This is a genomic window from Janthinobacterium sp. Ant5-2-1, from assembly GCF_001445815.1.
Taxonomy (GTDB): domain Bacteria; phylum Pseudomonadota; class Gammaproteobacteria; order Burkholderiales; family Burkholderiaceae_D; genus Janthinobacterium; species Janthinobacterium lividum_E.
In genome coordinates, this window is the sequence record NZ_LNCE01000045.1 from 1 (window position 1) to 23658 (window position 23658).

17 protein-coding genes are annotated in these 23658 nt (G+C 63.6%); 7 read left to right on the forward strand and 10 right to left on the reverse strand.

From position 1 onward, the window contains the following. On the reverse strand, positions 1-210 hold a 210-nt coding region (locus ASN89_RS14625), incomplete at its 3' end, for a hypothetical protein (RefSeq protein WP_152988572.1). A 241-nt stretch (positions 211-451) separates the two neighbouring features. Here ASN89_RS14625 and ASN89_RS14630 point away from each other — a divergent pair. After that, a complete protein-coding gene (locus ASN89_RS14630; RefSeq protein ID WP_058049758.1) occupies positions 452-823 on the forward strand; it encodes a hypothetical protein in 372 nt (123 codons plus the stop codon). A 125-nt stretch (positions 824-948) separates the two neighbouring features. Here ASN89_RS14630 and ASN89_RS14635 read toward each other — a convergent pair whose 3' ends face one another. The 3 genes from ASN89_RS14635 to ASN89_RS14645 form a co-directional block, all read right to left on the reverse strand. Further along, a complete protein-coding gene (locus tag ASN89_RS14635) occupies positions 949-1641 on the reverse strand; it encodes a carbonic anhydrase (protein WP_058049759.1) in 693 nt (230 codons plus the stop codon). Between the two features lie 61 nt (positions 1642-1702). Next, positions 1703-3088 carry a NarK family nitrate/nitrite MFS transporter gene (locus ASN89_RS14640; RefSeq protein WP_058049760.1) on the reverse strand — a complete coding sequence of 462 codons (1386 nt, stop codon included), beginning with the start codon at positions 3086-3088 and terminating at the stop codon, positions 1703-1705. Beyond that, positions 3085-4386, reverse strand: coding sequence for an MFS transporter (locus ASN89_RS14645; RefSeq protein ID WP_414842516.1), 1302 nt, complete (start codon positions 4384-4386; stop codon positions 3085-3087). The genes ASN89_RS14640 and ASN89_RS14645 overlap by 4 nt, the downstream gene beginning before the upstream one ends. Before the next feature lie 225 nt (positions 4387-4611). Between ASN89_RS14645 and ASN89_RS14650 the strand changes: the two genes are divergently transcribed. Together ASN89_RS14650 and ASN89_RS14655 are read left to right on the forward strand one after the other, a co-directional pair. After that, positions 4612-5058: a GNAT family N-acetyltransferase gene (locus ASN89_RS14650; RefSeq protein ID WP_058049762.1), complete on the forward strand. Its 447-nt coding sequence runs from the start codon at positions 4612-4614 to the stop codon at positions 5056-5058. 86 nt (positions 5059-5144) lie between these two features. Continuing rightward, the gene (locus tag ASN89_RS14655) at positions 5145-5522 is read left to right on the forward strand and encodes a SirB2 family protein (RefSeq protein ID WP_058049763.1); all 378 of its coding nucleotides are present in this window, start codon (positions 5145-5147) and stop codon (positions 5520-5522) included. A gap of 113 nt (positions 5523-5635) precedes the next feature. Here the strand turns inward: ASN89_RS14655 and ASN89_RS14660 are convergent, their stop codons facing one another. After that, positions 5636-6277, reverse strand: a complete 642-nt coding sequence (locus tag ASN89_RS14660) for a hypothetical protein (protein WP_152988573.1) — start codon at positions 6275-6277, stop codon at positions 5636-5638. A gap of 267 nt (positions 6278-6544) precedes the next feature. Here ASN89_RS14660 and ASN89_RS14665 point away from each other — a divergent pair, with 267 nt between their 5' ends. Next, positions 6545-7057, forward strand: coding sequence for a hypothetical protein (locus ASN89_RS14665; protein ID WP_152988574.1), 513 nt, complete (start codon positions 6545-6547; stop codon positions 7055-7057). Positions 7058-7060: 3 nt separating this feature from the next. Here ASN89_RS14665 and ASN89_RS14670 read toward each other — a convergent pair whose 3' ends face one another. The 5 genes from ASN89_RS14670 to ASN89_RS14690 all read right to left on the reverse strand — a co-directional run bounded on the left by ASN89_RS14670 (position 7061) and on the right by ASN89_RS14690 (position 19883). Beyond that, entirely contained in the window at positions 7061-8368 is a 1308-nt protein-coding gene (locus ASN89_RS14670) for a DUF3472 domain-containing protein (RefSeq protein ID WP_235501977.1), read from the reverse strand. A gap of 128 nt (positions 8369-8496) precedes the next feature. Next, entirely contained in the window at positions 8497-9888 is a 1392-nt protein-coding gene (locus ASN89_RS14675) for a Gfo/Idh/MocA family protein (RefSeq protein ID WP_058049767.1), read from the reverse strand. 66 nt (positions 9889-9954) lie between these two features. Next, positions 9955-12996, reverse strand: a complete 3042-nt coding sequence (locus ASN89_RS14680; RefSeq protein WP_058049768.1) for a TonB-dependent receptor — start codon at positions 12994-12996, stop codon at positions 9955-9957. 491 nt (positions 12997-13487) lie between these two features. After that, positions 13488-16433, reverse strand: a complete 2946-nt coding sequence (locus ASN89_RS14685) for a TonB-dependent receptor plug domain-containing protein (RefSeq protein WP_058049769.1) — start codon at positions 16431-16433, stop codon at positions 13488-13490. 99 nt (positions 16434-16532) lie between these two features. After that, entirely contained in the window at positions 16533-19883 is a 3351-nt protein-coding gene (locus tag ASN89_RS14690) for a TIM-barrel domain-containing protein (RefSeq protein ID WP_058049770.1), read from the reverse strand. 348 nt (positions 19884-20231) lie between these two features. On the opposite strand from ASN89_RS14690, the gene ASN89_RS14695 reads away from it, so the two are divergent. The 3 genes from ASN89_RS14695 to ASN89_RS14705 are packed head-to-tail and all read left to right on the forward strand — an operon-like array spanning position 20232 to position 23651. Further along, positions 20232-21368 carry an SIS domain-containing protein gene (locus tag ASN89_RS14695; protein ID WP_058049771.1) on the forward strand — a complete coding sequence of 379 codons (1137 nt, stop codon included), beginning with the start codon at positions 20232-20234 and terminating at the stop codon, positions 21366-21368. After that, the gene (locus tag ASN89_RS14700; protein WP_058049772.1) at positions 21355-22302 is read left to right on the forward strand and encodes an ROK family protein; all 948 of its coding nucleotides are present in this window, start codon (positions 21355-21357) and stop codon (positions 22300-22302) included. Before ASN89_RS14695 ends, ASN89_RS14700 begins: the two co-directional genes overlap by 14 nt. 5 nt (positions 22303-22307) lie before the next feature. Continuing rightward, entirely contained in the window at positions 22308-23651 is a 1344-nt protein-coding gene (locus tag ASN89_RS14705; RefSeq protein WP_200969041.1) for a D-tagatose-bisphosphate aldolase, class II, non-catalytic subunit, read from the forward strand. Positions 23652-23658: the final 7 nt, after the last annotated feature.

Genomic DNA, 23658 nt, shown 5'->3' on the forward strand with positions numbered 1-23658 from the left:
GGTGATCAGGCCATTCTTGACATATCCCTCCCAGCTGCACGAGCCGGTACAGTTCACGCCATGCGTGGAGCGCACGATCTTGTCGTGCTGCCAGCGCTGGCGGTAGGCGTTTTCCCAGGTACGGTCTTCATCGACCACGGTGCCGTGGCCGTTTGAAAACGGCTCGGCGGGCTTGCTAAAAAATTTCAGGCGGTCCAGAAAGTGACTCATGCTACCTCCACATTGCGCCGCCGACAGCGGCGCCAGGTCTTAAAAAACGCTGCAAGCAGGATGGCTCAAGCGTCGATACAAACAGTCTATCGACGCGCCGCGCCCGGCGGTATTGGCAAGAAGTCGGTTTCCGGCACCAGGAATGCATAGGCGCGTAGTCACCCGGATAGTCACTATTGCCTATGGGCGGCAAGGCGGAGCTGCGGTATACCTGTCGCCATCGTTCAATCAGGAGAAAACCATGAGCATTACCGATTACGCCAGCCTGCTGAGCAGCGCCCGCAACCAGGAGCAGCCGCAACGCCTGCTGTTCACCTTTACCCAGGCGCAGGCCCAGCCTGGCGGCCAGGGCAAGTCCCTCACGCCCGTGATGTGCGCCGACAAGCTGCCCGAGGAACTGGACAGCTTCGAGACATTGAAGGAGGAGTCGAAACAGATGCAGACGCACTGGGACGTGGTCTTCGTGGCGGGACTGGCGGGTACGGACGGCCAGCCGCCCGCGGCGCAGGAATGCGAAGCGCCCCTGCGCGCCATGGTGACGGCCATCGAGCAAGGCCGCATCGACAGCCTGCTGGCGTTTGACCGCAGCGGGGATTTATTGCGTTTTAGCTGAGGGAACTTGTCGGATTACGGCCTGCGGCCTAATCCGACCTACATGATTGATATAGGGTGACGTAGGTCGGATTAGCGGGGCAACGCCACGCGTAATCCGACACATTGTTGACGCTACATACCAGCTTACCTGGCCGTATCCGGCCAAGGGCGCTCATGCAGATGACGCGCCCTTTCTATCGGACAGACCAAGGGCAAAAACTGCTGCTGGCGCGCCGAATACGCCATCAGCGCCCCGCTGTCGATGTCGAAATACCATCCATGCAGTTTCAACGCCCCCTGCTCCACCCGGCGCTTCAGCCACGGGTAAGTGAGCAGGTTGTCCAGCGACTGCAATATGCTGGCCAGCTCGCACGCGTGGTGCTGTTCCGCCGACGAGCGGTGCGCCAGCTCGCGCCTCACCCTTTGCGCCACCGGTTCGGCGATGCGCATCCACTGGCCCACGAAGTCCGTTTCCTGCCCCTCCGCGCGCGGCTGCGGTTCCAGCAGCGCGCGGATGCCGCCGCAGCGCGCATGTCCGAGCACGATGACCCTGGCCACTTCCAGCTTGCAGACGGCGAACTCGATGGCCGAACTGACACCGGGCGGCGCATCGGGCGTGCACGGCGGCACGAGGTTCGCGATATTGCGCACGACGAACATGTCGCCCGGGTCGCTGCCCGTCAGCAGCATGGGATCGACCCTCGAATCGCAGCAGCCGATCAGCAGGGTCGAGGGCCGCTGCCCGTCGCGCAGGCTGTCGTACAGGGTTTGCGGCTCGCTGAAGTACTGCTGCTGAAACAGGCTGAAGCCGTTGACGAATTTTTCCAGTTCTTCCATGGCTACCTCTTACTGTGTTCAACGCCGGGCAAGCAGGACTCGCCCGGCGTTCTGACGCTAACTAGCAAGGCATCGGCGCATTCTTGCGCGCATAGCACCACCAGGTGATCGCGATGCAGCTGACATAAAAGCCGATGAAGCACCACAGGGCCGCGTCGGGGCTGCCCGTCAGCGCAATCGACGTGCCATAGCTTTTCGGGATGAAGAAGGCGCCGTATGCGGCCACGGCCGAGGTGAAGCCCAGGACGGCCGCGCCTTCCTTGTTGGCGTCGACGATGGCTTGCTCCTGTACCGCCTTGCCCTTGCCGGCGGCGGCGCGCTGATGCTCCGTCAAAAAGATCACGGGGATCATGCGGAAGGTCGACGCGTTGCCGATGCCCGTGCCGGCGAACAGCAGCATGAACATCCAGAAGAAGCCATTGAAACTACCACCCACTCCCGCTTGCGGCATGAAGTACAGCACGCCCAGCACGGCGGCTATCATCAGCAGGAAGGACCACAGGGTGACGCGGGCGCCGCCCAGTTTGTCGGAAATCACGCCGCCGGCCACGCGCGCCAGGGCACCGACCAATGGTCCCAGGAAGGCGTAATCGAGCGGATTCACGTCGGGAAACTGGATCTTGATCAGCAGTGGAAACGCGGCCGAATAACCGATGAAGGAGCCGAAAGTGCCCGTGTACAGCCAGCACATGAGCCAGTTATGCTTGCGCTTGAAGATCACGGCCTGCTCGGAAAACGAGGCTTTCGCCGACGCCAGGTCATTCATGCCGAACCAGGCCAGCAAGGTCGACAGCGCAATGAACGGCACCCAGATGAAGCCCGCGTTTTGCAGCCACATTTCCTTGCTCACGCCATTCTTGACCCAGGTGAGCGAATCGCCGCCCCAGGCGCCGAAAACGGCAAACGTGATCACCAGCGGTACGACGAACTGCACCACCGACACGCCCAGGTTGCCCAGGCCCGCATTCATGCCCAGTGCGAAACCCTTGCTGGCCTTCGGATAGAAAAAGCTGATGTTGGCCATCGACGAGGCGAAATTGCCGCCGCCGAAGCCGCACAGCAAGGCCAGGATCAGCATGGTCGGATAACCGGTGTTCACGTCCTGCACGGCCAGGCCAATGCCGATGGCGGGGATCAGCAGCGAGCCCGTGGAAATGGCCGTCCAGCGGCGCCCGCCGAAGATCGGCACCATGAACGAATAAAAGATGCGCAAGGTGGCGCCGGACAGGCCCGGCAAGGCCGTCAGCCAGAACAGCTGGTTGTTACTGTAGGTGAAGCCGATGTTGGGCAGGTTGACCACCACCACGCTCCACACCATCCACACGGCGAATGCCAGCAGCAGCGCGGGGATCGAAATCCACAGATTGCGCGCGGCCGTGGCCTTGCCCGTGTTTTGCCAGAAGCTCGGGGTTTCCGGCTCCCACGTATTGATCATGTAGCGGCTCATGCTTTAGCTCCTGCGAGTTGGTTGGTAGGTGCCGCGCGCAGCGGCTTGAACGAGAAATACATCCAGACGAGGGAGACGCAGACGGTGCCGTACAGGAGCATGAAGGAACTCGAACGCACGCCCGTGAAGTCCACCAGGGCGCCGAACATCACGGGCAGGATGAAGCCACCGAGGCCGCCGGCCAGGCCGACCACGCCCGAGACGGCGCCGATATTGTCGGAAAAATCATCGCCGATGAACTTGAAGACGGACGCCTTGCCCACGGCCATGGCGATGCCGACGATGAACAGCAGCACGGTGAACCACAGCGGCGACAGGCCGATATGGAAGGCCAGCGGGCCAGTGACGGTTTCCACGACCATCTGTGTTTGCGGATACGACAGCAGGAAGAAGCACACCCAGCACACCCACATCACGGCCCAGGTGACTTTCGCCGCACCGTATTTGTCGGAGATCCAGCCGCCCATGGCGCGCAGCACGCCGCCCGGCAGCGAGAAGCAGGCAGCCAGCAGCGCCGCGTGTTTCAGGTCGAAACCGTATTCGGCCACGTAATACTTCGTCATCCACAGCGCCAGCGCCACGTAGCCGCCGAACACCACCGAGTAGTACTGGCAGTAGCGCCACACGCGCGGGTCCTTCAGCACCTTCATCTGCGCCGAAAAGCTTTCGCCCGATGGCGCCAGATGCGATTTGTCCGTGTACGAAAACAGCCAGAAGATGATGGCCGTGGCCAGCATGGCTACCGCATACACCTTGGGCAGCATCTGCCAGCCGAAGGCGGCGACGATGCCGGGTGCGACGAACTTCGTCAGCGCGGAACCGGAATTGCCGGCGCCGAAGATACCCATCGCCAGGCCGCGGCGCTCCTTTTCATACCAGCGCGCCACGTAAGGCGTGCCGACGGAAAACGAGCCGCCCGCCAGGCCCACGAACATGCCCAGCACGAGGAAGTGCCAGTAGGCGGTGGCGTAGGAGATCAGGTAGATCGGCAGCACGCTGGCCAGCATCAGCCAAAAGAAGACGCGGCGTCCGCCGTATTTGTCCGTCCAGATGCCCAGGGGCACGCGCACGAGAGAGCCCGTCAGCACGGGCATGGCGGCCAGCAGGCCAAATTGTGTTTCAGTCAAGCCCAGGCTGGTCTTGATGGGGATGCCCAGTACGGCAAACATCATCCATACCGCGAAGCAGATGGTGAAGGCGAAGGTGCTGCTGATCAGCACGGACGCCTGCTTGCGCCGCTTGCCGGGTTCGACTGCCTTGTTACTACTGTTGTTCTTAGTGCCATCTAGGGTAGCCACGATGTTTCTCCATGAATGCACTGGCCGTCTGGCCAGCCGTCCCGACCAGCTTACGTGGCAGAGTCGAAAGGCACTATCGGCCACAGGGTGATTCTGGAAAGGCAATCTGGATAGCCGCATCGGCAAAAGTGACTAGATGGCGAGGTATGAACCTAGCCTGGATGGCGGGTGTTTTACAAACGGACGCATTTTTGGCACACTCGGCGCCTGGAGAAAAGGAACGCCATGCAGAACAGGGACGAAACAGACGGGATCATCACGCGCGCCGCGCTGCCAAGCGATGTGGACGCCATGCTGGCCTGCGATGCCTATGCGCAGGGGCACGCCAGCCGGGGCGAGGCCGTGCGCGACGCCGTCGGCAAAGGCCATTGCCAGGTGGCCATCCGGGCCGGCCAGGTGGCCGGCTATGTCCTCACGCACGACGATTTCTTCGATTACGGCTTTGTCTCGCTGGTGGTGGTCTCGCCCGCGCATCAGCGCTGCGGCGTGGGCGTGCGCCTGCTGGCCGCCGCCGAAGCCGCGTGCACGACGGCGAAGCTTTTCACGTCGACGAACCAGTCCAACCTGGCCGCGCAACGGCTGTTCGCCAGCGCGGGTTTCGTGCGCAGCGGGCAGATCGACCATCTCGACGATGGAGACCCGGAACTCGTGTACGTCAAATTCCTGCCTTAGGTCGTCTCCTCCCGACGGTGTATGGCGCGGCGCGCCAAAGGCGGCTATGCTGGCGCCACCGTCAATCAACGCCCACCACATCACGCATGGACTATCTGAGCCTCAAGCATTTCCACATGGGTTGCGCCGCCGCCAGCGGCTTGCTTTTCCTCTTGCGCGGCGCATGGATGCTGCGCGCCTCGCCCGCCTTGCAGCAGCGCTGGGTAAAAATCCTGCCGCACCTGGTCGACACGGCCTTGCTGGCCAGCGCCATCGCCCTGGCCGTGTGGAGCGGCCAGTCGCCAGGCAGCCAGCCCTGGCTGGCCGCCAAGCTGTGCGCGCTGGTCGCCTACATCGTGCTGGGTACCATCGCGCTAAAACGGGGCAAGACGCCAGCCGTGCGCGGCACTGCCTTCGCGCTCGCCGTGCTGGTATTTGCCTACATCGTTGCCGTGGCCGTCACCAAGCAGGCCTGGCCGCTCTGATGCATCAAAAAATGTAGCGCAGGGTCGCGCCGGCAGTACAGAGTGTCGAGCGCGCCCTTGGCCATGGTCGTCAGGAAGGCCCGTGACGCGTGCGCGGCGCACCCTGCAGGTGCTTATTTGGCGCGGTTTCTTTCCTGAATTTCCTTGCCAAGGGCGTCCTGTAGCCACCATTCACGCACCTCGAGCGCCTTGTTCTCGATGCTGGCATTGGCCAGCAAGGGATTTTTCTTCAGGTAGACGATATCTTCCTCGAAATTGTCGTGTATCGAAGCCAGTTCCAGGAAACGGTTGGCATCCAGACGTCCCAGATAGATGACCTTGCCAGCCACGACGTCAAACTCGATCGCCTTCGGCGACGCTTCGGAGTACCTGGACCTGAATCCATAATCAAGCAGCCAGATGATAACGCTGTAGCGTCCCGGCGTCAGCTGCAGCGCAAAGGTACTGCCCTTGCCCGTAGGCACTTTTGGCAAGACATTCTGCAAGGCGACCTGGCCGGCGGGAGCATGGCTGGATAACCACAGACTTTTGCCCTCGAGGGCGCCAGGCTCGCTGCTGACGATGCCGAACCTGGCGCCATGCGCCTCGAAGACGGAGCTCTCGAACACGGTGCCGACGACAACGCCCTTGGCAAGGTCGGGGGTCGTGTAGGTAAACGCAGGCGCGCTATTGCGGCCGTTGACGCAGGCGGACAACAGCGCAGGCAGCAAGACGGCGCACGCCAGCGCGCGCAGCATGGTGGTTCGGACAAACATGGATGATCCTGGATGAAATGAAGAAATGGGTAACAAGTAATGGGCAAAGGCCGACAAGCGCACCTACGCCTGTCCAGGCATCGACAAAATTTCCACATGGAAATATTTCCAGTGTATCCGCCTGGCACGAAAATGTCTAGTTGACAAGTAGGCGAAGGTCGCCGTACGACTTCTGCGGAACGCAGCAAGCTGCACGGCAATGATAGTATTGGCAACTTCATCGACAAGGCAGCCACCGTGGCCATGCCCCTCGCCTGAAAGGCAACCATGCTCTTATCCGAACTTTTGACCAAGCTGACCTGCGGCGACCTGGAAGGCGAGGAACTCGACCACGCCGTCGCCGCCATCACCGATGCGCCTTCCGCGCCACGCGACGAGTGGATCGACAGCGATGCGCAAGCCTACGCGGTGGAACTCCTCTCGCAACTGGGCGGCTACATGGCGTCGAGCGACAAGATCGATGAACTGCACGAACAGATACAGGACATGTTCGACGAATTCCCCGACTTCCCGTACGCACTGCTCAAGGAAAGCGACGGCAGCGTGCTGCCCTATTTCGAGTGGCTGGACACGGAACTGGCGCAGCGCGCCGTGGACAAAGGCGGCTATGACCTGATCCAGATCGACGGCAACGGCTCCGATGAAATGGATGCGCTGATCGTCTACCGGCGCGACACGGACGACATCATCCAGGCGGCGGCACTGATGGGCGTGACGATAGGCCGGCCGCTCGCCTACTATCGCGGCATCGATGCGATGGTGGGCAAGCGGCCAGGGTAAGACTTACTGCATCGGCAAGGCGCTGACGTCGACGGCAGGCGCCTGGCCCGTGGCCGGGCGCGTGAAGTTCTGGCTGGTTTTCACATAGTCGGCGAAGAAGCCGCCGTTATGCAGGTAGAACTTGCCGTTTTCCAGCCCGCCCGCATAATCCATGCGCTGCGCATTCGTGGCCGTGGCGTCGCCCGTGAACCTTCCCGCCGTCACTTCGGTCCATGTCCCGGAAACGTTCCTGGCCCACTGGTTGCCGAACTGGACGCGGCGCTCCGTGTAGCCCAGGGTGTCGATGAAGTTTTCGAGGAAGGAATGCACGCCCGTCAGATACGTGGAGATCGCGGGCCGCTTCCACGTGGCGATGTAGCGCCACTTGCCCGTTTCGGGCGCGAAGAACCAGGCCGAATAATCGCTGCCGCCATTGCCGTCGGGCCGCGCGCGCGTGATGAAGCGGTAGGTCGTGCCGGCCGTCCAGTTATACGACAGGTACGTCTGCCCGCCGGTGCCCTCCCCGCCAAATGCGTTGTCGACCACGCCGGCACCCTTGCTGACCAGGGTGGTCTTGGCGCCATTGTCGGCGTCCCACACGGAGAACAAGATCCAGCGCTCGCTCGGCGACTTCACCTGGATACCCATGTAACCCTGGCTGAAGCCGTTGGCCATGAAGTAGGAGCCGATGGCATCCTGGCCTTGGGGAATCGTCATCTCGTTATAAAAATACTCGGTATTGGCCGGCACCGTGTAACCCATGTGCACGGACGGGCCGCGCCGCGACCAGTAGTAATTGGCGGGGTCATTCGCGTAGGTGAGCGCGGCGTTCGACGTCACCTTCAGCGCCGAGACGTCGCCGAACGTGCCCTTCACGCGCTTCAAGCCCTGCATGTCGACCTTCACATAGCCGGCCGCCGGCACATTGACCGTGCCAACGGCATAGGTCTTGCGTTCCTTTCCGGTCAGCTTGACGTCGAACGGCGTGCCGTTGATCTTCACGCGGATGGTGCTGTTGCCGCCATCGGCCAGGCTGGCGTCGAGCGCCACCTGCACGGGTCCCGCCTCGGCCACGCGGAAATACGTGCTGGCGACGGCATTCGGATCACTCCAGCCGGCCAGGCCACGATCGTTGATGACGGCGCCCGCGTTCCCGCTGGTGATGAAGGCGTTGCCGGCCAGCTCCACGGTTGCCGTCGTGGCCGGTGCCGCCACACTGGCGGCCAGCAAGGCCGTATTGCCGTTGCCCGTGGCGGTGGCGCCGCCGCAAGCTGCCAGCAGCAAGGGCATGGCGGGAAGGATGGCATAGAGTAATGAACTTCTGTGTTTCATCAACGTCTCCTGGTGGTACAGCTTTGCGGCGGGCGAACACGGGCCTGCGCGCCTGCGCCGCGGTTGAAAAACTGGATGGATAGAAAAAACCCGCTACGGCAACTGGTGCGGTAGCGGGCGAATGGAGCTTAGTACTTGCCGTCGAGGGCGAAGATCGGCTTGCGCGATTTCCACTGTCCGCCCGTGAAATCCGGGAAGTCCAGGGTCTGGAAGTTGGCGGCGATCGATTGCTCGGACAGGGGCGTGATGGCGCTCCACGTCACGGCATCGTAGATATCGATCGGCATCGGCGCATTCGCCTTCAGGGCTTCGACAAAGGCGTGGATGACGAAGAAGTCCATGCCGCCGTGGCCCGCACCTTCCGCTTGCGCCGCGTATTTGCGCCACACCGGGTGCTCGTACTTGTCCTGGTAGGCCTTGAAGTCGTCCCACTGGTGCGGCTTGCTGACGCCTTCGATGTGGATCGAATTGTTCAAGTCCATCCACAGGCCGTCCGTGCCTTGCACGCGGAAGCCCAGCGAATACGGACGCGGCAGGCTCGTATCGTGCTGCAGGATGATGGTTTCGCCGTTCTCGCACGCCAGCGTGGTGGTGACGATGTCGCCCAGCTTGAATTTCACCTTGGCGTTCGCATGCTGGGCGCCGCCCGGCTGCTTGACGATATAGTCGTGCAAGCCGCGCGCCTTGGTGGCGAAGGCGTTGATGCGCGTAAAACGGTTGCCGCGGTTGATGTTGGTGTACATCGCGCATGGGCCGATGCCGTGGCTCGGATACAGCTCGCCATTGCGCTCGACCGAATGCTGCGTGCGCCAATGGGCTTCCGACCAGCCCTTCTCGCCGAATTCCACGCCGCCGCCATACGGCTTGGCCGGATTGCCGCTGTTGAATTTCACGGCGCGCAAATCGTGCTGGTAGCCGCCCTGAAGGTGCAGCAGTTCGCCGAACAGGCCCGCGCGCACCATCTGCAGCGCGGCCATCACATCGCGGCGGTAGCACACGTTTTCCAGCAGCATGTACGGCGTGCCAGTCTTCAACTGGGTATTGAGCACATCCCAGTGGTCTTGCAGGGTGATGCCGGCCACCACTTCGCAGCCGACGGCGATCTTCGCCTGCATGGCGGCAATCGCCATCGGCGCGTGGAATTCCCACGGCGTGGCGATGATCACGCCATCGAGGCCGCCCGCGTCCAGCATGCGCTTGTAGGCTTTCTGGTCGCGGTCTTCGCCGTACGTGCGGGGACGGGGCTTGCCGGCTTTGGCCACCTGGCCCAGCGCGTGTTTCAGCATGATCGGTTCGATATCGCACAGGGCCACCACTTCCACGTCATCGCGGCGCACCAGTTCAGCCAGCAGCACCTGGCCGCGCATGCCCGTGCCGATCAGGCCCAGGCGGACTTTGTCGCGGCCGGCGGCGGGTGCGGCGTTGGCCTCGCCAGGCAGCAAAGTGCTGCCTGCCATGGCGCCACCGGCCAGCGCGGCGCTGGCGGACAGGAAATTGCGTCGATTGAATTGTGTCGTCATTGGTCTCTTCTCGCTTCCATTGGTAATGATCGTCGCCGGCCCGCCGCGTGGCAGGCCGGCTGCAGTTTAATAGGTGTATTCCGCCGTGAAGCGCACGGAACGCGGCGCCGTGCGGCCAGCCACCTGCAGATAGCTGCGGGCGATGGCGCCATGGTCTTCGCGCGTCTCGTTGTAGCGGGTCACGGTCTGGCTGTTGAACACATTGAACACGTCCACTTTCAGGCTCAGGCCCTTGACGGCGCTGGGAGTATAGGCCAGATTCATGTCCAGCTGGGCTTGCCAAGGCAGGCGGCCCTGGCTGCCGCGCGGCGCCGGCTTGCCATCGCAATAGAAGTAGGAATCGCCGTAGTCGTTTTCGAACTTCAGGTTGTCGGGCAGCGCGCCGATGCAGTTGCGCGGCGCGCCCGACGTCAGCGACAGGTTGGCGCCGACCATCACGTCCGGGATGACCTGCATGAAGCCGTAGGCCTTGAAGGCGTGGCGGTGGTCGCCCGGCAGGTAGCCATACGCGTTGTACATCAGTTCCTTGTGGTCGTCGCTGACCGTCAGGCCCACGTCGCCGCCGCCGATGCTGTCCGTCTGGCCTTCCATATTGCCCTTCAAGCCGGACAAGGTGTAGGTCAGCTTGCCGTACCAGCCGTTCGTGTACGGGTGCTCGATAAACATGTTCAAGGCGCGGTAGGTGCGTGCCGGTTTCGGATTGCCCCACTCCGCCGCCGAAATATCCACGCGGCGCAAGCCCTTGCCGTCGTCAAAATCGACCATCAGGCTGTTGTCGCGGCCCGGGTTGATGATGGCGCACTGGAAGCCGCCCCAGTTGCTCGTGTCGACGCTGTTGCGCGTGGCCCAGGCTTGCAGCGGACGCGCGTCGCAGGTGTCGTCGTTGGTGTCGTTCAGCTTGCGGTACAGGACGCTGGCGCCCACCACCAGCTTCTTGCTCAGGGCGCGTTCGAAGCCCAGCGAGAATTCATCCTGCGACAGCGGCTTCAGGCCGACGGCCGTCACTTCACGCGCATCGCGGCTCTGGCCATACGCATTGTTGGCCGAATACGGCTTGCTGATCGCGTGCAGGCCCGTCGGCGCGCCCGTGACGGGATCGATGCCCGTGTACGTGTACATCTCGCTCGTGGCCAGGAAGGGGCTGGCCATGTTGCTCGACAAATTCGACGGCACGGGCAGGTGGTAGCGGCCGCCGTTGGCGAAGAATTTCAGGGTGCCGTCGCCCAGGTAATCCCAGGTGGCGCCCACGCGCGGGGCAATCATGTTGCGCTGCGAAATGAAGGCCACGCCATCGGTGCTGTAGTTGGTGAACTGCTCGCGGCGCAGGCCCAGGTCCAGCAGCACCCGTTCCGTGACCTGATAATGGTCCTGGATGTATTGCGCCGATTGCACGCTGGTCGGACGCGCCAGGTTGGCGTTCAAGTCCTTGCTGACGTAATAGCCCAGCGCGCCGTAGCCGCCGCCCTGGGCCGGCGTTTCAAAGGCGCCGTTGATGGCCCGGTTCGGATCGGTCGCGCGCTGATAGCTCCAGCGGTAACCGCCGGCCAGGCTCAGGCCCACTTTCGATTCCACGTCGATGCGGTCGATGCCGCCGCGCAGCGAGTGCTTGCCCAGCTTGTATTCGAGGTCCAGGCGCTTGGCTTTCTGGCGGTCTTCCGACGACGGGTCGACCAGGGTGCCCGTCACCGTTTGCGGATTGGCGTACGTCAGGCCGGGCACCTGGGTCGAGGTATTCGACGACGTTTGCGCCAGCAGCGGATTGTAGCCATTCGGCGTACGGGTGTGCGAGGTGCGCGATTCGCCCATCATGGCCGTCACGGTCAGGTTGTCCGTCAGGTAGCCCGTGTACTTGAAGATGTCGATGTTGGCGCCCGGCGCGGCCGACGAACCGCAGCAGTTGACCGTCGTCTCGCCCTTGCCTGCCTGTACGCCATTGCTCGCGTGCGTGGCGTAGCTGTAGCCATACGCCTGGCTGTCTGTTTTCGTACGGTCATACAGCTTGGTGTATTCGAAGTGATGGTCGTCAGTCAGGTTGTAGTCCAGCTTGGCCATCATGCGGTCCACCTTGCTCTGGCTCGTGCTCCAGCCGCGCGCCAGGGCCGTGCCCGAGTCGGCGGCGGCGGCAACGGACTGGCTGTCCGTGCGCGTCTGTTCCAGCGCCACGAAGGCGAACAGCTTGTTCTTGATCAGGGGACCGCTGCCGTACAGGCCCACCACCTTGCTGGTGCTGCCATTGTCGCGGTTCCAGTACAGCAGATTACCGTCCGTCTTGGGATTGGCGCCCGTGTTCGGGTAATAGGTGTTTTCCGGCTCGCCCTTCAGCGAACGGGGGATGATGGAGACCTTGCCGCCGAATTCGACCTTGTTGCCGCCGCTCTTGGTGGTGATGTTGATCACACCGCCCGTGGAGCGGCCAAATTCGGAACCGTAGCCGCCCGACAGCACCTGCAGGTTCGAGATCGCGCCAAATGGCAGCTCCGACGCGCCCACCTGTGTCAGGATGTTCGTGATGGGGAAACCGTTGACGTAGAACGCGTTTTCCGACTGGCCCGAGCCGCCGATCGATGGCGCATTGCCATACACGCTGTTGGTGCCGCGCGAAACGCCCGGCGTCAGCTGCACGATGGACGCGACGTCATTGCCGACCGGCAGCGCCTTCAATTCCTTGGCCGTGAAGATCACGCCATTGTTCGTGTTCGACACGTCGATCGGATTGCGCGACGCTTTCACCACGACGGTCTGCTCCTGGCCCACGGCGCCAGCCGCGCTGGCCGGACCGAAGTTCGCTTCCGCGCCCGCGCCGATCAGGGCTTCGACTTCCTGCGATGATTCCACCGAACCGGCACGCAGCACGCGCACCGCATAGCGGCCTGGCGGCATGGAGTTGGCCACGTAGCGGCCCGACGTATCGGGCGTCAAGGTGCGCTGCACGCCCGTCGCCAGGTTTTCCAGCACCACGGTGGCGCCGGCCGGCGCGCTCACTTCGCCGAAAATGGTGCTGGTGGCGTTCGACTGTGCCCAGGCCTGGCCTGGCACGCCGGCCGCCAGGGCGATCACGATCGCGGCGGCGCGGCTGATGTCGCGCAATTTGAGTCGGGTGGTATGCATGGTGTCTCTCCGTCTATATCGAGGGTTATGCGCGCCCTCCCCGCTCCAGGGCGAAGTCGGGGGGATGCAATTTTTATGGTGGTCGTCGGAAGGTAGCTCCAGGCAGTTGCACCTTCCGGGAAATCAGTCCGTATCGGCTGATTTTCGTTTTCTTGGGATTACTTTAAAAAGAAAAATAAGTATCGTCAACAAAAAGAAAGTTATAACGGCAATTTATCGCTTAATCGAGCAAATAAAGGCGTCTTATCTTTCGATTCAATCTGCAGGGCGTCACGAAACTTTCGTTATCGTGGCGTAGCAGACACACACGTCGGCAAGGAAGTGATCAGAAGAGGACAATTCGCGCTGAAATCCAGGGAGAAAAACGCGAAAGCAGCCAAGGCAATCGTCTTTCACTTACGTTTATCTTTCGTATTAGCCATTTCGGAATATTGTCTTTTCTTTTTCATGGCAATGCCCCGGCCGCTGGCGGGCCGGGGCAACGTCACGTGTTAAAAGAACTTGTAGCTGGCCGACAGGGCGAACTGGCGGCCAAACAGGTCCTGGCTATGGTTGTAGCCTTCCCATCCGTTCGGATCGTAGTACGGCTGCTTGTTGAACGCGTTTTTCACGTTCAGGCCCACGTCGAGGTTCTTCACCGGCTTCCAGCTGAAGGCCAGGTTGACCGTCGTGTACGACGGCGCGCCCTTGCACTGGCCGGCCGGCAACGCCACCGAAGCGGCGGTGCAGTTTTCCGGCGTGTTGTCCTTGTCCCAGGGACCGTAGGCCCAGCGCGTCTTGCCCGAATAGTTGATGAAGACGCTGCTGACGAAGTTGCGGTAGCTCCAGTCTGCGTTGACCGTGGCGCGGTAGCGCGGCGAATCGTAGTAGCCGACGGTGTTGCCCTTGATGTCGCTGCCGTCTTCGCTGTCGTGGGTGTCGCGCTTGCGGATGGTGGCGGCGATGCCCGTGCTCAGCTTGCCCCAGTCGCCGAGCCCGAAGCGCGTGCGCGCGTCGATGTCCACGCCATCCATCAGGGTGCGGCCGCGGTTCGAGTACGAGTTGATCAAGCCGCCCAGGTTGCCCACCGAGTAACCGGGCACGCCGCCCGCGCACACGCCCGCGTTGGCGGGATTGGCGCACATGGCAGCCACCGCCGCCACGTTGCCCCGGTCCGTATCCGTCAGTTCGTTGCGGATGGCGCTGGGCGTGCCGGCCAGGGTCGGGCCGTACTTGTCCACCAGTTCCGTAAACAGCTCGTTGAAGTCCTGCCGCACGATTTCGTCGCGGCGGTTGATGAACCAGTAATCGATGGAGATGCTCACGTCCTTGGCCGGCTGCAGCACCAGGCCCACGGTGGAAATCTTGGCCTTTTCCGGGCGCAGGTTCTGGTTCGGCGGCGTCAGGCCGCCCACCGTCGTGGAGCAGTTCGAATTGAGCAGGCTCTTGCCCAGGTCCGCATCCGTCGCCACCTTCGACTTCATCAGCGCGCGCGCCATGGCGTTCGTTTCATCGCAGCGCACCGTGTCGCGGATGCCGCCCACCTGCGCAAAGACGCCGCCCGTACCCGATTCAGCCAGGTTGGGCGCGCGGAAGCCTTCCGAATACGTCCCGCGCAGCATCAGGTCGGGCCGCGCGCGCCAGATCACGCCCAGCTTGGGCGCCAGGTTGGCCGAGAAATGCGGGTACTTGTCCAGGCGCGCGGCCGCGTTGACTTCCAGGGTGTCGCTGAGCGGCACCACCACTTCGCCAAACACGGCCGCGATGGTGCGCCGGCCGTCGAACCAGGAACCGCCCTGCTGCGTGATCAAGCCATTGGCCGCATCCGCGTTGCCGGGCGTGAGGAAGCTTTCGCGCATCACGTTGGTGCCCACGGCGGCGCGCACTTCGCGCTCGCCCAGCTTGAACAGGGTGCCTTCCAGCTTCGCATCCCACGTCATCAGCTTGGTCCACGATTCGATGGCGAAGGTCGGATAGGCGGCACGCAGGAGCGCCGCATTCGCTTCGCTGATTTCGCCGAACTTGTAGGCGGGATTGTCGGAGATATACGTGCGGCCGCTGACGGGGTCTTTCGTGAACGGCCCGAATGCCTGCTCGAAGCCCTTGATGTTGATGTTCGCCGTCTGGAACAGGGTCGAATGGCTGCCCGCCACGCTGAGCGCCGTTTCAAAATCCCAGCCGCCGCCGATGCTGCCGCGCAGGCCGACGAGCGCGCGGTAGTTTTCATCGACGTTCTTCTGGCCGAAGTGGCCTTGTGCATCCTGCAGCAGATAATTCAGACCGGCCGCGCCGCCCATCTTGGCCACCATGTCGGCATCGAGCTTGCCTTTCAGGTAGACGTTGTTGGGGCTCAGGAAAGGCGTGGCAAACGTGTTCAGGGTATTGCCCGTGTTGCGCGCAAACCAGTTGTTCGTGCTGCCGCTGTTGAAGCTGGACGGACCATTCTCGCCGCGCATCTTGATGTGTGTGAAAGCGCCTTCCGCGAACGCTTCCATGTCGCCGCCCAGTTTCAGCCGGCCGCTCACGTAAGCCGTGGCGCGCTCCGAGGTGGGGCCCGTGTCAAGCTGGTTGGGCAGCGCATTCCACACGCAGCGCGTGCCCGACGCTTCGGTAATGCTGGTGTTGCAGCCATTCACGGCGCGCTGGGTGCGCGCATTGTTCTTCGCCTTGTCGAAGACAAAGAAGGTCCCGGGATTCATCACGCCCGGTTCGCTGCCGACGCCCACGCGCATATTCGGGATGAAATTGGGATTGTTCACATAAAAATACGAGGGGCGCTTCTGGTACGTATCGGCCAGCGCGATGCGGTCGCGCTGGTAGACGTTCACGGAACCATAGATGTTGTAGCCGTCGCTGGCCAGGTCGCCCAGGCCATACAGCACGCTGGCCTGGCGCTCGCCATAGGCTTTCACGCTCGGCGAAAACTCGCCGTTGGCGCGCGCTTCCAGGCCCTGGTACGACTTCTTGGTGATCACGTTGATGACGCCGGCCACGGCGTCGGAGCCATACACGGCCGAGGCGCCATCCGTCAAAATTTCCATGCGCTCGATGGCGGCGGCGGGGATGGCGTCGATGTTGACGAACATGGTCTGGAAGCCGGCCGGCGCGCCATAGAACGACAGGCGGCGGCCATTCAAAAGCACCAGGGTGCCCTGCGCGCCCATGCCGCGCAAGTTCGCTTGCGAACCGCCATCGGAACCCGTGAACATCGAGCGGAAATCCTGCTGCGCCGGACGGGCGGCGGGCAGGTTGTCCAGCACTTGCAGCAAGGTCAGCGCGCCCATGTTCTCGATCTGCTTGGCGTTGATCACCTGCACGGGCGACGCCGTTTCCGCGTTGATGCGCTTCAGGCTCGATCCCGTCACTTCGACACGCTGCAGTTTCTCCTCCTCCGCCGCCAGCGCCGTCGACGCCAATCCTACCGCCACCATCGCGGCCATCAGTTTTTTCAAGTGCATTCTCAACTCCCCTTTTATAAGTGATTTGTTTTCGCAAGGCTGCAAGAGCCCCTCCCCGGTCCGAAGAGGGGCTCTTTTTTAGTGAAATGATTGAAGTAGTTAGCGCGGCTTGACTGTCGCGCCTTCCGTGCCGGTGAGTACGGCGTTGGCCCAGTTGCCGCAGACCTGGGCCGGGTGGGCGCCGCGCGCGCCCAGGGTGCGCAAACTGAGCTGGCTCAGGCCGCGCACGTCGATTTCGGGTTTGACCACCCCGGGAGCCGTGACCAGGCCGCTGTCGTACAGCAGCCGCTCACCACTCCATACCTGGAATTGCAAGCCGCCCGCGCTGCGGCAGCTATCGTCCACGCCCAGGTCGGCGCGCAGCAGATTCCAGTTGCCCGCCAGCTGCAAGTCGATGCGGCTGGCTGGTCCCACGCCGAGGCCCTTGCGGAACCACAGCCCGTTCATGCGCATCTCGGCCGTCTTGCCGGCCGGCCGGTCTTTCGCGATATGCTTCGGCAGCGCCAGATCCGACAGATAGCGCTGCACTTCCTCTCCTTCGGCCACTCTGTGCTCAAGCACGCGGAATGCGGACAAGGTGACGGGCGCCACGTCGGTGGCCAGCGCCGCATCGAACGCGCGCGCCACCGGCGCACTTTGCGCCGCCGTCACCATCGGGTCCAGGGACGCGGCGCCATCGCCTTCCGGATTTTGCGTGCTCATGACGCGGAAGCGCAGCAGGCGTCCCGCCGTGGCGGGGAAATTGATCGTCTGCATGCCTTCCTGCAGCTTCAAGGTGCCGCGCGCCAGCGGCGCGCCCCACTCGCCATTGTTGTCGCCGATGTAGATTTCATAATCGCGCACCTGGCCATGCTTCCAGTGCTGGTCGTTGCGCGGCGCCAGTTCGATGCCATCGACCAGGCGCCGTTCCGTAAAGCCGATCACCCATTCGTGCGGACCGCTTTTCACGGACGGGCTGCGCACGGTGCGGAACCACGTCTCGGGTTTGCCATCGAAGGCGTTTTCCAGCGGATAGCCGCTTTCCTCGGCAGGACGCGCCACCACCTGCATGGCGTCGGCCGGCAAGGCGCGACCCGGCACGGGGGCGGCGGGGAAGTCGGCATCGGCTCTGGCCACGGCCAGCGCGCCGGCAACCTGCAAAGTTAAAGGCTGGCGGATATCCTGCGCCGCCACTTTCACGTGCAAGGTGCCTTGTCTGTCCGCCACGTCGAAATACCAGCCTTCTGCCGCCTTGTCGTAGGCGGCACGGTCGGCGGCTGCCGCGATCAGGCGTTCGCCGGCGCGCACGGCGGCCGGTGCCTGGCCCGCCAGCATCCGCAGCGCATAACCGCGGCGCGCTTCCTGGCCCTGGTACCGGCCATCGACGGCGCCGATGTCGACCTGCACGTCGGCGCCCATCTGGCGCATGCGGATGACTTGCTGGCTGAAGGCGCCGCCCTGGTACTGGCGCGTGTTGCCATCGTCTTCATACAGGGTGTAGTCGGAATCGCCGTGCGGGTAGATATCGAGGGTCAGCAGATCCTTCGGCTTCTGGCCGTCGTACAGCATTTCCGGATACATGGGCAGGATGGCGCCGGCGCGCACGAACACGGGCAGCTTATCGAGCGTCACCTGCATGTCGAGGTCGCGTCCCTTGGCGCCGGCCGTGGCCTGGCGGCCATCCCAGTAGTCGTACCACGTGCCCTGCGGCAGGTGGATGCCCTTGCGCCAGCCGCCGCTGACGGCCTGGCTGCGGTAGACGGGCGCCACCAGCACGTCGCGGCCCAGCAGGAACTGGTATTTATAGGCTTCCGTATAGGCGGCCGGGTCTTGCGGGTAATCCCACATCAGGCCGCGCACCAGCGGCGCGCCCGATTGCTCCGCTTCGCGCACGAGGGTATACATATAGGGGGTGAGGCGCATCTTCAGCTTCAAATAGCGGCGGTTGATGTCGCGGTACGGCTGCTCGAACCACCATGGGTGCTTGCGCTCGGCAGCGGCCCAGCCGGACATGCCCATCAGGACGGGCGTAAAACTCTTCCACTGCAGGTCGCGCAGATAGGTTTCCGGACTGCCGCCAAAGATGGCGTCCACGTCGCCCGATGCATAGGCCTGGCCGGACAGGCCCGAGCCGATCAGGGTCGGGATGTGCCAGCGGATGTAATCCCAGCTGGCGCTCTGGTCGCCCGTCCACGCCACGGCGTAACGCTGGATGCCGGCCCAGCCCATCACCGTCCACAAAAACGGCCGGCTGTCGGAGTTGTTCAGGATGCCGTCGTAGGCCGACTTGTTCGCGTCCATGGCGAACTGGTAGCCCTTGCCCGTCCACGCCACGTCCAGCTTTTGCACGCGGCTGCCCGCCTGGCCCACTTCCCAGGCGATCTTGTCGACGCCGTTTTCCGTCCACAGGCCCGTGCGGAAGCCATAGCCGGCCAGGCCCTTCACGGTTTCCGGCAAGTTCGTGTAGCCGCAACCATAGCCGTCGTTGGGCAGTATCCAGCCGCCCGGCATGTCGTGTTCGCGGTACTGGCGCGCCACGGTTTCCACCACGTCCGGCGTCTTGCCCGTGGGGCCGTCCGTCCAGCCCTTCGGCACGGAACCGGGCTTTTTCACGTTGTCGCCATCGTTGTAGCAGTCGGCGTCGCCGTATTCCAGCGCCCAGCGGGGCAGCATGCGCGCGCGGCCCGTCAAGTCCGTGTAGCGGGCGACGACGTCGCGCAAGTCCTTGCCGACAAAGAAATACGCATCGAAGCGCCCTTCCGCGTGCTGCAGCGAGATCTGCTCCTTGTCGCGCAAGTCGTAATTGCCGTCGGACCAGGTATTGCGCAGCATGCCCCAGCCCCTTGAACTCATGAGGAATGGCGCGGGATTCGGCCGGTCGCCCTCTTCCCAGCCGCCCGAATACGACACGGGCACCTGCTTGCCCTTGAATTCGAAGCGGCCATTTTGCTGGCCGCCGCCAAAGTAACGCTCGCCCGGCAGGCTCGATAGCACCTGCACGCCCTGCTTGTCGTCGAGCGACAGCGGCTGCACCTCGCGCCACAGCGGCACCGCATCGCCCTTGCGCAACAGAGTAAAGCGCAACGGTTTGCGGTCGATGCGCAGGCTCAGGGCTTCGGTGCTGATCAGGATATGGTCGGGCTGTTCATTGATCTGGTACGCCACCTGCGCGGCAGGCTGGCCCACGACGATGGGCGCGGCCTTGTCGCCGGGCCCCGTCAAGCCGGCCTTGCCGCCCGCCTGGATGCGCAGCACGTCCACCTGCGGCAGGCTGATACGCAGTTGCATGCCCGTATCGCTGCGCACGTCCCAGCCCAGCGCCTCGCCCTTGGCCACGTCGGCCGCATGCACGGCACTCAAGCTGCTCAGGTTACCGATAGGCGCGGCCTGCAGGCCCGGTGCGGCCAGGGTGGCAAGGGCGGCCAGGACACAGGCGGCAAGGGCGCGGCGGGGAAGCGGGAGAGGTTTCATCAGGCGGCTTTCAGAAAATCAAAGTGATGGAAATACTTTAAGAAGAAAAATAAATATCGTCAATCAAAAGAAAGTTAAAGCGGCAATTTATTAATAAATTGCCCAGAATTGGCGCATTTTTCTTACGTTTCACCAAAATGTCACAAAACATACTTTCGTTATCGTGGTGTTTCAGCGACAGGCCGCGCCGCCACGGGCTTTTGCGCTGCACCGCAACATGCTTCACCGCCGTTAAAACGACATTATTTCGCAAGCCAGAAAACTATTTACTTTCGTTTTACTTTCGTATTTGACTTTTCGAAATTTAGTATTTATGCTTTCTCACAACAAACACTTTACTGACCTCTCATGACTACCCTTCTTCAGCGTGACATTCAAACCTGGCGCGACATCGGCGGCTTGCACACGGCCGAGGAAATCGCCCACCAGCCAGCCATCTGGCGCGCGCTGGCCGGCATCTTGCGCAAGGAGCAAGCGACACTGGCCGCCTTCCTGGGCGACGCGCTGTCGAACCCACAACAACGCGTCATCCTGACGGGCGCCGGCAGCTCCGCCTATGTGGGCGAAATCGTCGTCGATACCTTGAATGCGGCCTGGCCCGCGCAGATCCGCGCCATCGCCACCACGACGTTGCTGACGCACCATGAGCTGTACCTGGAAGCGGACGCGCCCACCCTGCTCGTCTCGTTTGCCCGCAGCGGCGACAGCCCGGAAAGCCTGGCGGCCGTGGAACTGCTGCGCCAGGTCGTGCCCGGCGCGCGCTTTTTGAACATCACCTGCAACGCGGACGGCAAGCTGGCGCGCCAGGGCGCGAACGACAGCAATACCTATAACCTGCTGATGCCGGAAGGCAGCTGCGACCGCGGCTTCGCCATGACCAGCAGTTTCAGCAGCATGCTGCTGGCCGCCCTGTCGGTGCTGGGCAAGGACACGGATCTGTCTCGCATGGACACCTTGGCGCAGCTGGGTGAACAAGCCTTGCGCGACTGGTCGGCGCCTGTGGCGGACCTCGGTTCGACACCCGTACGGCGCGTCGTCTACCTGGGCAGCGGCCCGCTGGAAGCGCTGGCCAAGGAAGCCGCATTGAAAATCCTGGAATTGACGGGCGGCAGAGTGATGGCGATGGCGAATACGCCGCTGGGCTTTCGCCACGGCCCGAAATCGGCCGTCACCACGGAGTCGCTCGTGATCCTGCTGCGCAGCGGCAAGCCATTGGCACGCCAATACGAAGACGACCTATTGAAAGAACTGCAGCGCGACAGCGTGGCGCAGACGTGCCTGACGGTGGGTATCGGCGGCGACCTCTCTGCCGATGCGCCGGCCTGGCCCGACGCCTGGCTGGCTCCGCTGTGGCTGCTGATGGCGCAGCAATATGCGCTGCACCAGTCCGCGCTGCTGCAACTGCGCCCCGACAATCCATTCGCCGGCGGCATCGTCAACCGTGTCGTGCAAGGCGTCACCATCTATGGCCATGACCAATTCTAATCACACAGCCGGCTACCACGGCATCGACATCGGCGGCAGCAAGATGGAACTGGTCGCCTTTGCCGACCGCGACGGCGCGCTGACGGAAGTGTTCCGCGAACGGGTGGCCACGCCGGGCGACGATTTTGCCGCCTTCGTGCAAGCCATCGTCGACCTGGTGGCGCGCGGCGACGCGGCGCTCGGCACGACGGCGCCCGTCGGCATCGGCTTGCCCGGCGTGATCGACAGCGCCAGCGGACGCCAGCTCAGTTCCAACGTGCCGGCCCTGAACGGCCGCCTCGTGGCGCAAACCCTGCAGCAAGCCTTGCGGCGCCCTGTCGCCATCGGCAACGATTGCCAGTGCTTCGCCCTGTCGGAAGCGCAGGGCGGCGCGGCAGACAACGCCGCCAGCATGTTCGGCGCCATCCTCGGCACGGGCGCCGGCGGCGGCTATTGCGTGGGCGGCCAGTTGCTGCGCGGCTTTAACGGCGTGGCCGGCGAATGGGGCCACTGGAGCCTGCCCGCCACCTTGATGGCGCAGCACGGCCTGGCCGATTACGCCTGCCCGTGCGGCAAGGCGGGCTGTCTGGAACGCTATGTCTCCGGCCCGGCCATGCGCAAAATCCACGCGCATTTCGGCGGCGACGGCGCCGAGCCGCTGGCCATCGTCGCCCGCGCCAACATGGGCGACGCCGTGGCCCAGCGCACGGTGGCCGTGCACCTCGACGTACTGGGCCACGCACTGGCCGGCCTCGTGCTGGCCTACGACCCGCACGTCATCGTGCTTGGCGGCGGCCTGTCCAAGCTGCCGCACCTGTACGACAAGCTGCCGGCCGCCGTGAAGCGCCATCTGTTCCCCGGCGTGCACGTGCCGCCGATACTGCCGCCCCGCTTTGGCGACGCCGGCGGCGCGCGCGGCGCGGCCCTCTTGATACGACAACATACAAAGGCGTAACCATCATGAAACAAGCGGAAAATCCGACTTTTACCCTGTCCCCGATCCAGCAAGTGATCAAGGCGCACCGTCGCGGCGAGCGCGTGGGGCTGTACGCCGTCTGCTGCAGCCACCCGAGCGTGCTGCGCGCCGCCATGCGCGTGGCCAGCGAGTACGACACGGTGCTGCTGGTCGAGGCGACGTCGAACCAGGTCGACCAGTTCGGCGGCTACACGGGCATGACGCCGGCCGTTTTCCGCGACACCATGCTGGCCCTGGCCCGCGAACAGGGTTTCCCCGCCAGCCGCCTCGTGCTGGGCGGCGACCATCTGGGTCCGAACGCCTGGCAGCACCTCGATGCGGCCACCGCGATGAACCACGCCGAAACCCTGATCGCCGCGTATGCGTCGGCCGGCTTCCATAAGATCCACCTCGATTGCAGCATGCGCTGCGCCGACGATCCCTTGCAGCTCGACGATGAAACCGTGGCCGCCCGCTCGGCGCGCCTGTGCGTCGTCGCCGAGGAAGCGGCAGCGGCCGCCGGCTTCGCGCCGCCCGTCTACGTGATCGGCACGGAAGTACCGGTTCCCGGCGGCGAAGCGTCGCTGGCGCAGGCCGGCGCCGTCACCAGCCCGCAGGCGGCGCGCCGCACGCTGGACGTGCACCGCCGTGCTTTCCTCGACAAGGAATTGCATGGCGCCTGGCGCCGTGTCATCGCCATGGTGGTGCAGCCGGGCGTCGATTTCGACCAGAGCAGCATCCAGCACTACGACGCCGATGCCGCCGCCGAACTGTCGGCCTTCGTTGCCGAGCAGCCCGGCCTCGTCTTTGAAGCCCATTCCACCGACTACCAGCGCGAGTCCGCCCTGCACGCCATGGTGCGCGACCATTTCGCCATCCTGAAAGTGGGCCCGGCCGCCACCTTCGCCCTGCGCGAGGCGCTGTTCGCGCTGTGCCAGATCGAGGAAGAACTGCTGCCGGCGCACGCCACCTCACAGCTGATGCAAGTGCTCGACGACGTGATGGTGGCCAAGCCGAAGAACTGGATCAAGCATTACCTGGGCACGCCGGAAGAACAGCGCCTGATGCGCCGCTACGGCTTGAGCGACCGTTGCCGCTATTACTGGGGCGAGCCGGAGGTGGCTGCCGCCGTCGCCAAGCTGCTGGCCAACCTGGACACCGTGGCCATTCCGCTGCCGCTGTTGAGCCAGCATTTGCCGGAGCAATACCTGGCCGTGGTGCAGGGCAGCTTGCCGGCGCAGGCGCAGGCCCTGATCGAGCATAAGATCGGCAGCTTGCTGGCGCAATATGCGCGCGCCTGCAACCGCAATGCGGCAGTCCCCGTCATTGCCGAAGCGGCAATCTGTTAAGCTCGGT

What these genes read in the sequence shown, in the direction of transcription:
- ASN89_RS14675 (WP_058049767.1), bottom strand. Translation starts at nt 9,888, where the DNA reads ATGACGACACAATTCAATCGACGCAATTTCCTGTCCGCCAGCGCCGCG.
- ASN89_RS14635 (WP_058049759.1), bottom strand. Translation starts at nt 1,641, where the DNA reads ATGGAAGAACTGGAAAAATTCGTCAACGGCTTCAGCCTGTTTCAGCAG.
- ASN89_RS14655 (WP_058049763.1), top strand. Translation starts at nt 5,145, where the DNA reads ATGGACTATCTGAGCCTCAAGCATTTCCACATGGGTTGCGCCGCCGCC.
- ASN89_RS14665 (WP_152988574.1), top strand. Translation starts at nt 6,545, where the DNA reads ATGCTCTTATCCGAACTTTTGACCAAGCTGACCTGCGGCGACCTGGAA.
- ASN89_RS14700 (WP_058049772.1), top strand. Translation starts at nt 21,355, where the DNA reads ATGACCAATTCTAATCACACAGCCGGCTACCACGGCATCGACATCGGC.
- ASN89_RS14630 (WP_058049758.1), top strand. Translation starts at nt 452, where the DNA reads ATGAGCATTACCGATTACGCCAGCCTGCTGAGCAGCGCCCGCAACCAG.
- ASN89_RS14690 (WP_058049770.1), bottom strand. Translation starts at nt 19,883, where the DNA reads ATGAAACCTCTCCCGCTTCCCCGCCGCGCCCTTGCCGCCTGTGTCCTG.
- ASN89_RS14680 (WP_058049768.1), bottom strand. Translation starts at nt 12,996, where the DNA reads ATGCATACCACCCGACTCAAATTGCGCGACATCAGCCGCGCCGCCGCG.
- ASN89_RS14685 (WP_058049769.1), bottom strand. Translation starts at nt 16,433, where the DNA reads ATGCACTTGAAAAAACTGATGGCCGCGATGGTGGCGGTAGGATTGGCG.
- ASN89_RS14705 (WP_200969041.1), top strand. Translation starts at nt 22,308, where the DNA reads ATGAAACAAGCGGAAAATCCGACTTTTACCCTGTCCCCGATCCAGCAA.
- ASN89_RS14660 (WP_152988573.1), bottom strand. Translation starts at nt 6,277, where the DNA reads ATGTTTGTCCGAACCACCATGCTGCGCGCGCTGGCGTGCGCCGTCTTG.
- ASN89_RS14650 (WP_058049762.1), top strand. Translation starts at nt 4,612, where the DNA reads ATGCAGAACAGGGACGAAACAGACGGGATCATCACGCGCGCCGCGCTG.
- ASN89_RS14670 (WP_235501977.1), bottom strand. Translation starts at nt 8,368, where the DNA reads ATGAAACACAGAAGTTCATTACTCTATGCCATCCTTCCCGCCATGCCC.
- ASN89_RS14640 (WP_058049760.1), bottom strand. Translation starts at nt 3,088, where the DNA reads ATGAGCCGCTACATGATCAATACGTGGGAGCCGGAAACCCCGAGCTTC.
- ASN89_RS14695 (WP_058049771.1), top strand. Translation starts at nt 20,232, where the DNA reads ATGACTACCCTTCTTCAGCGTGACATTCAAACCTGGCGCGACATCGGC.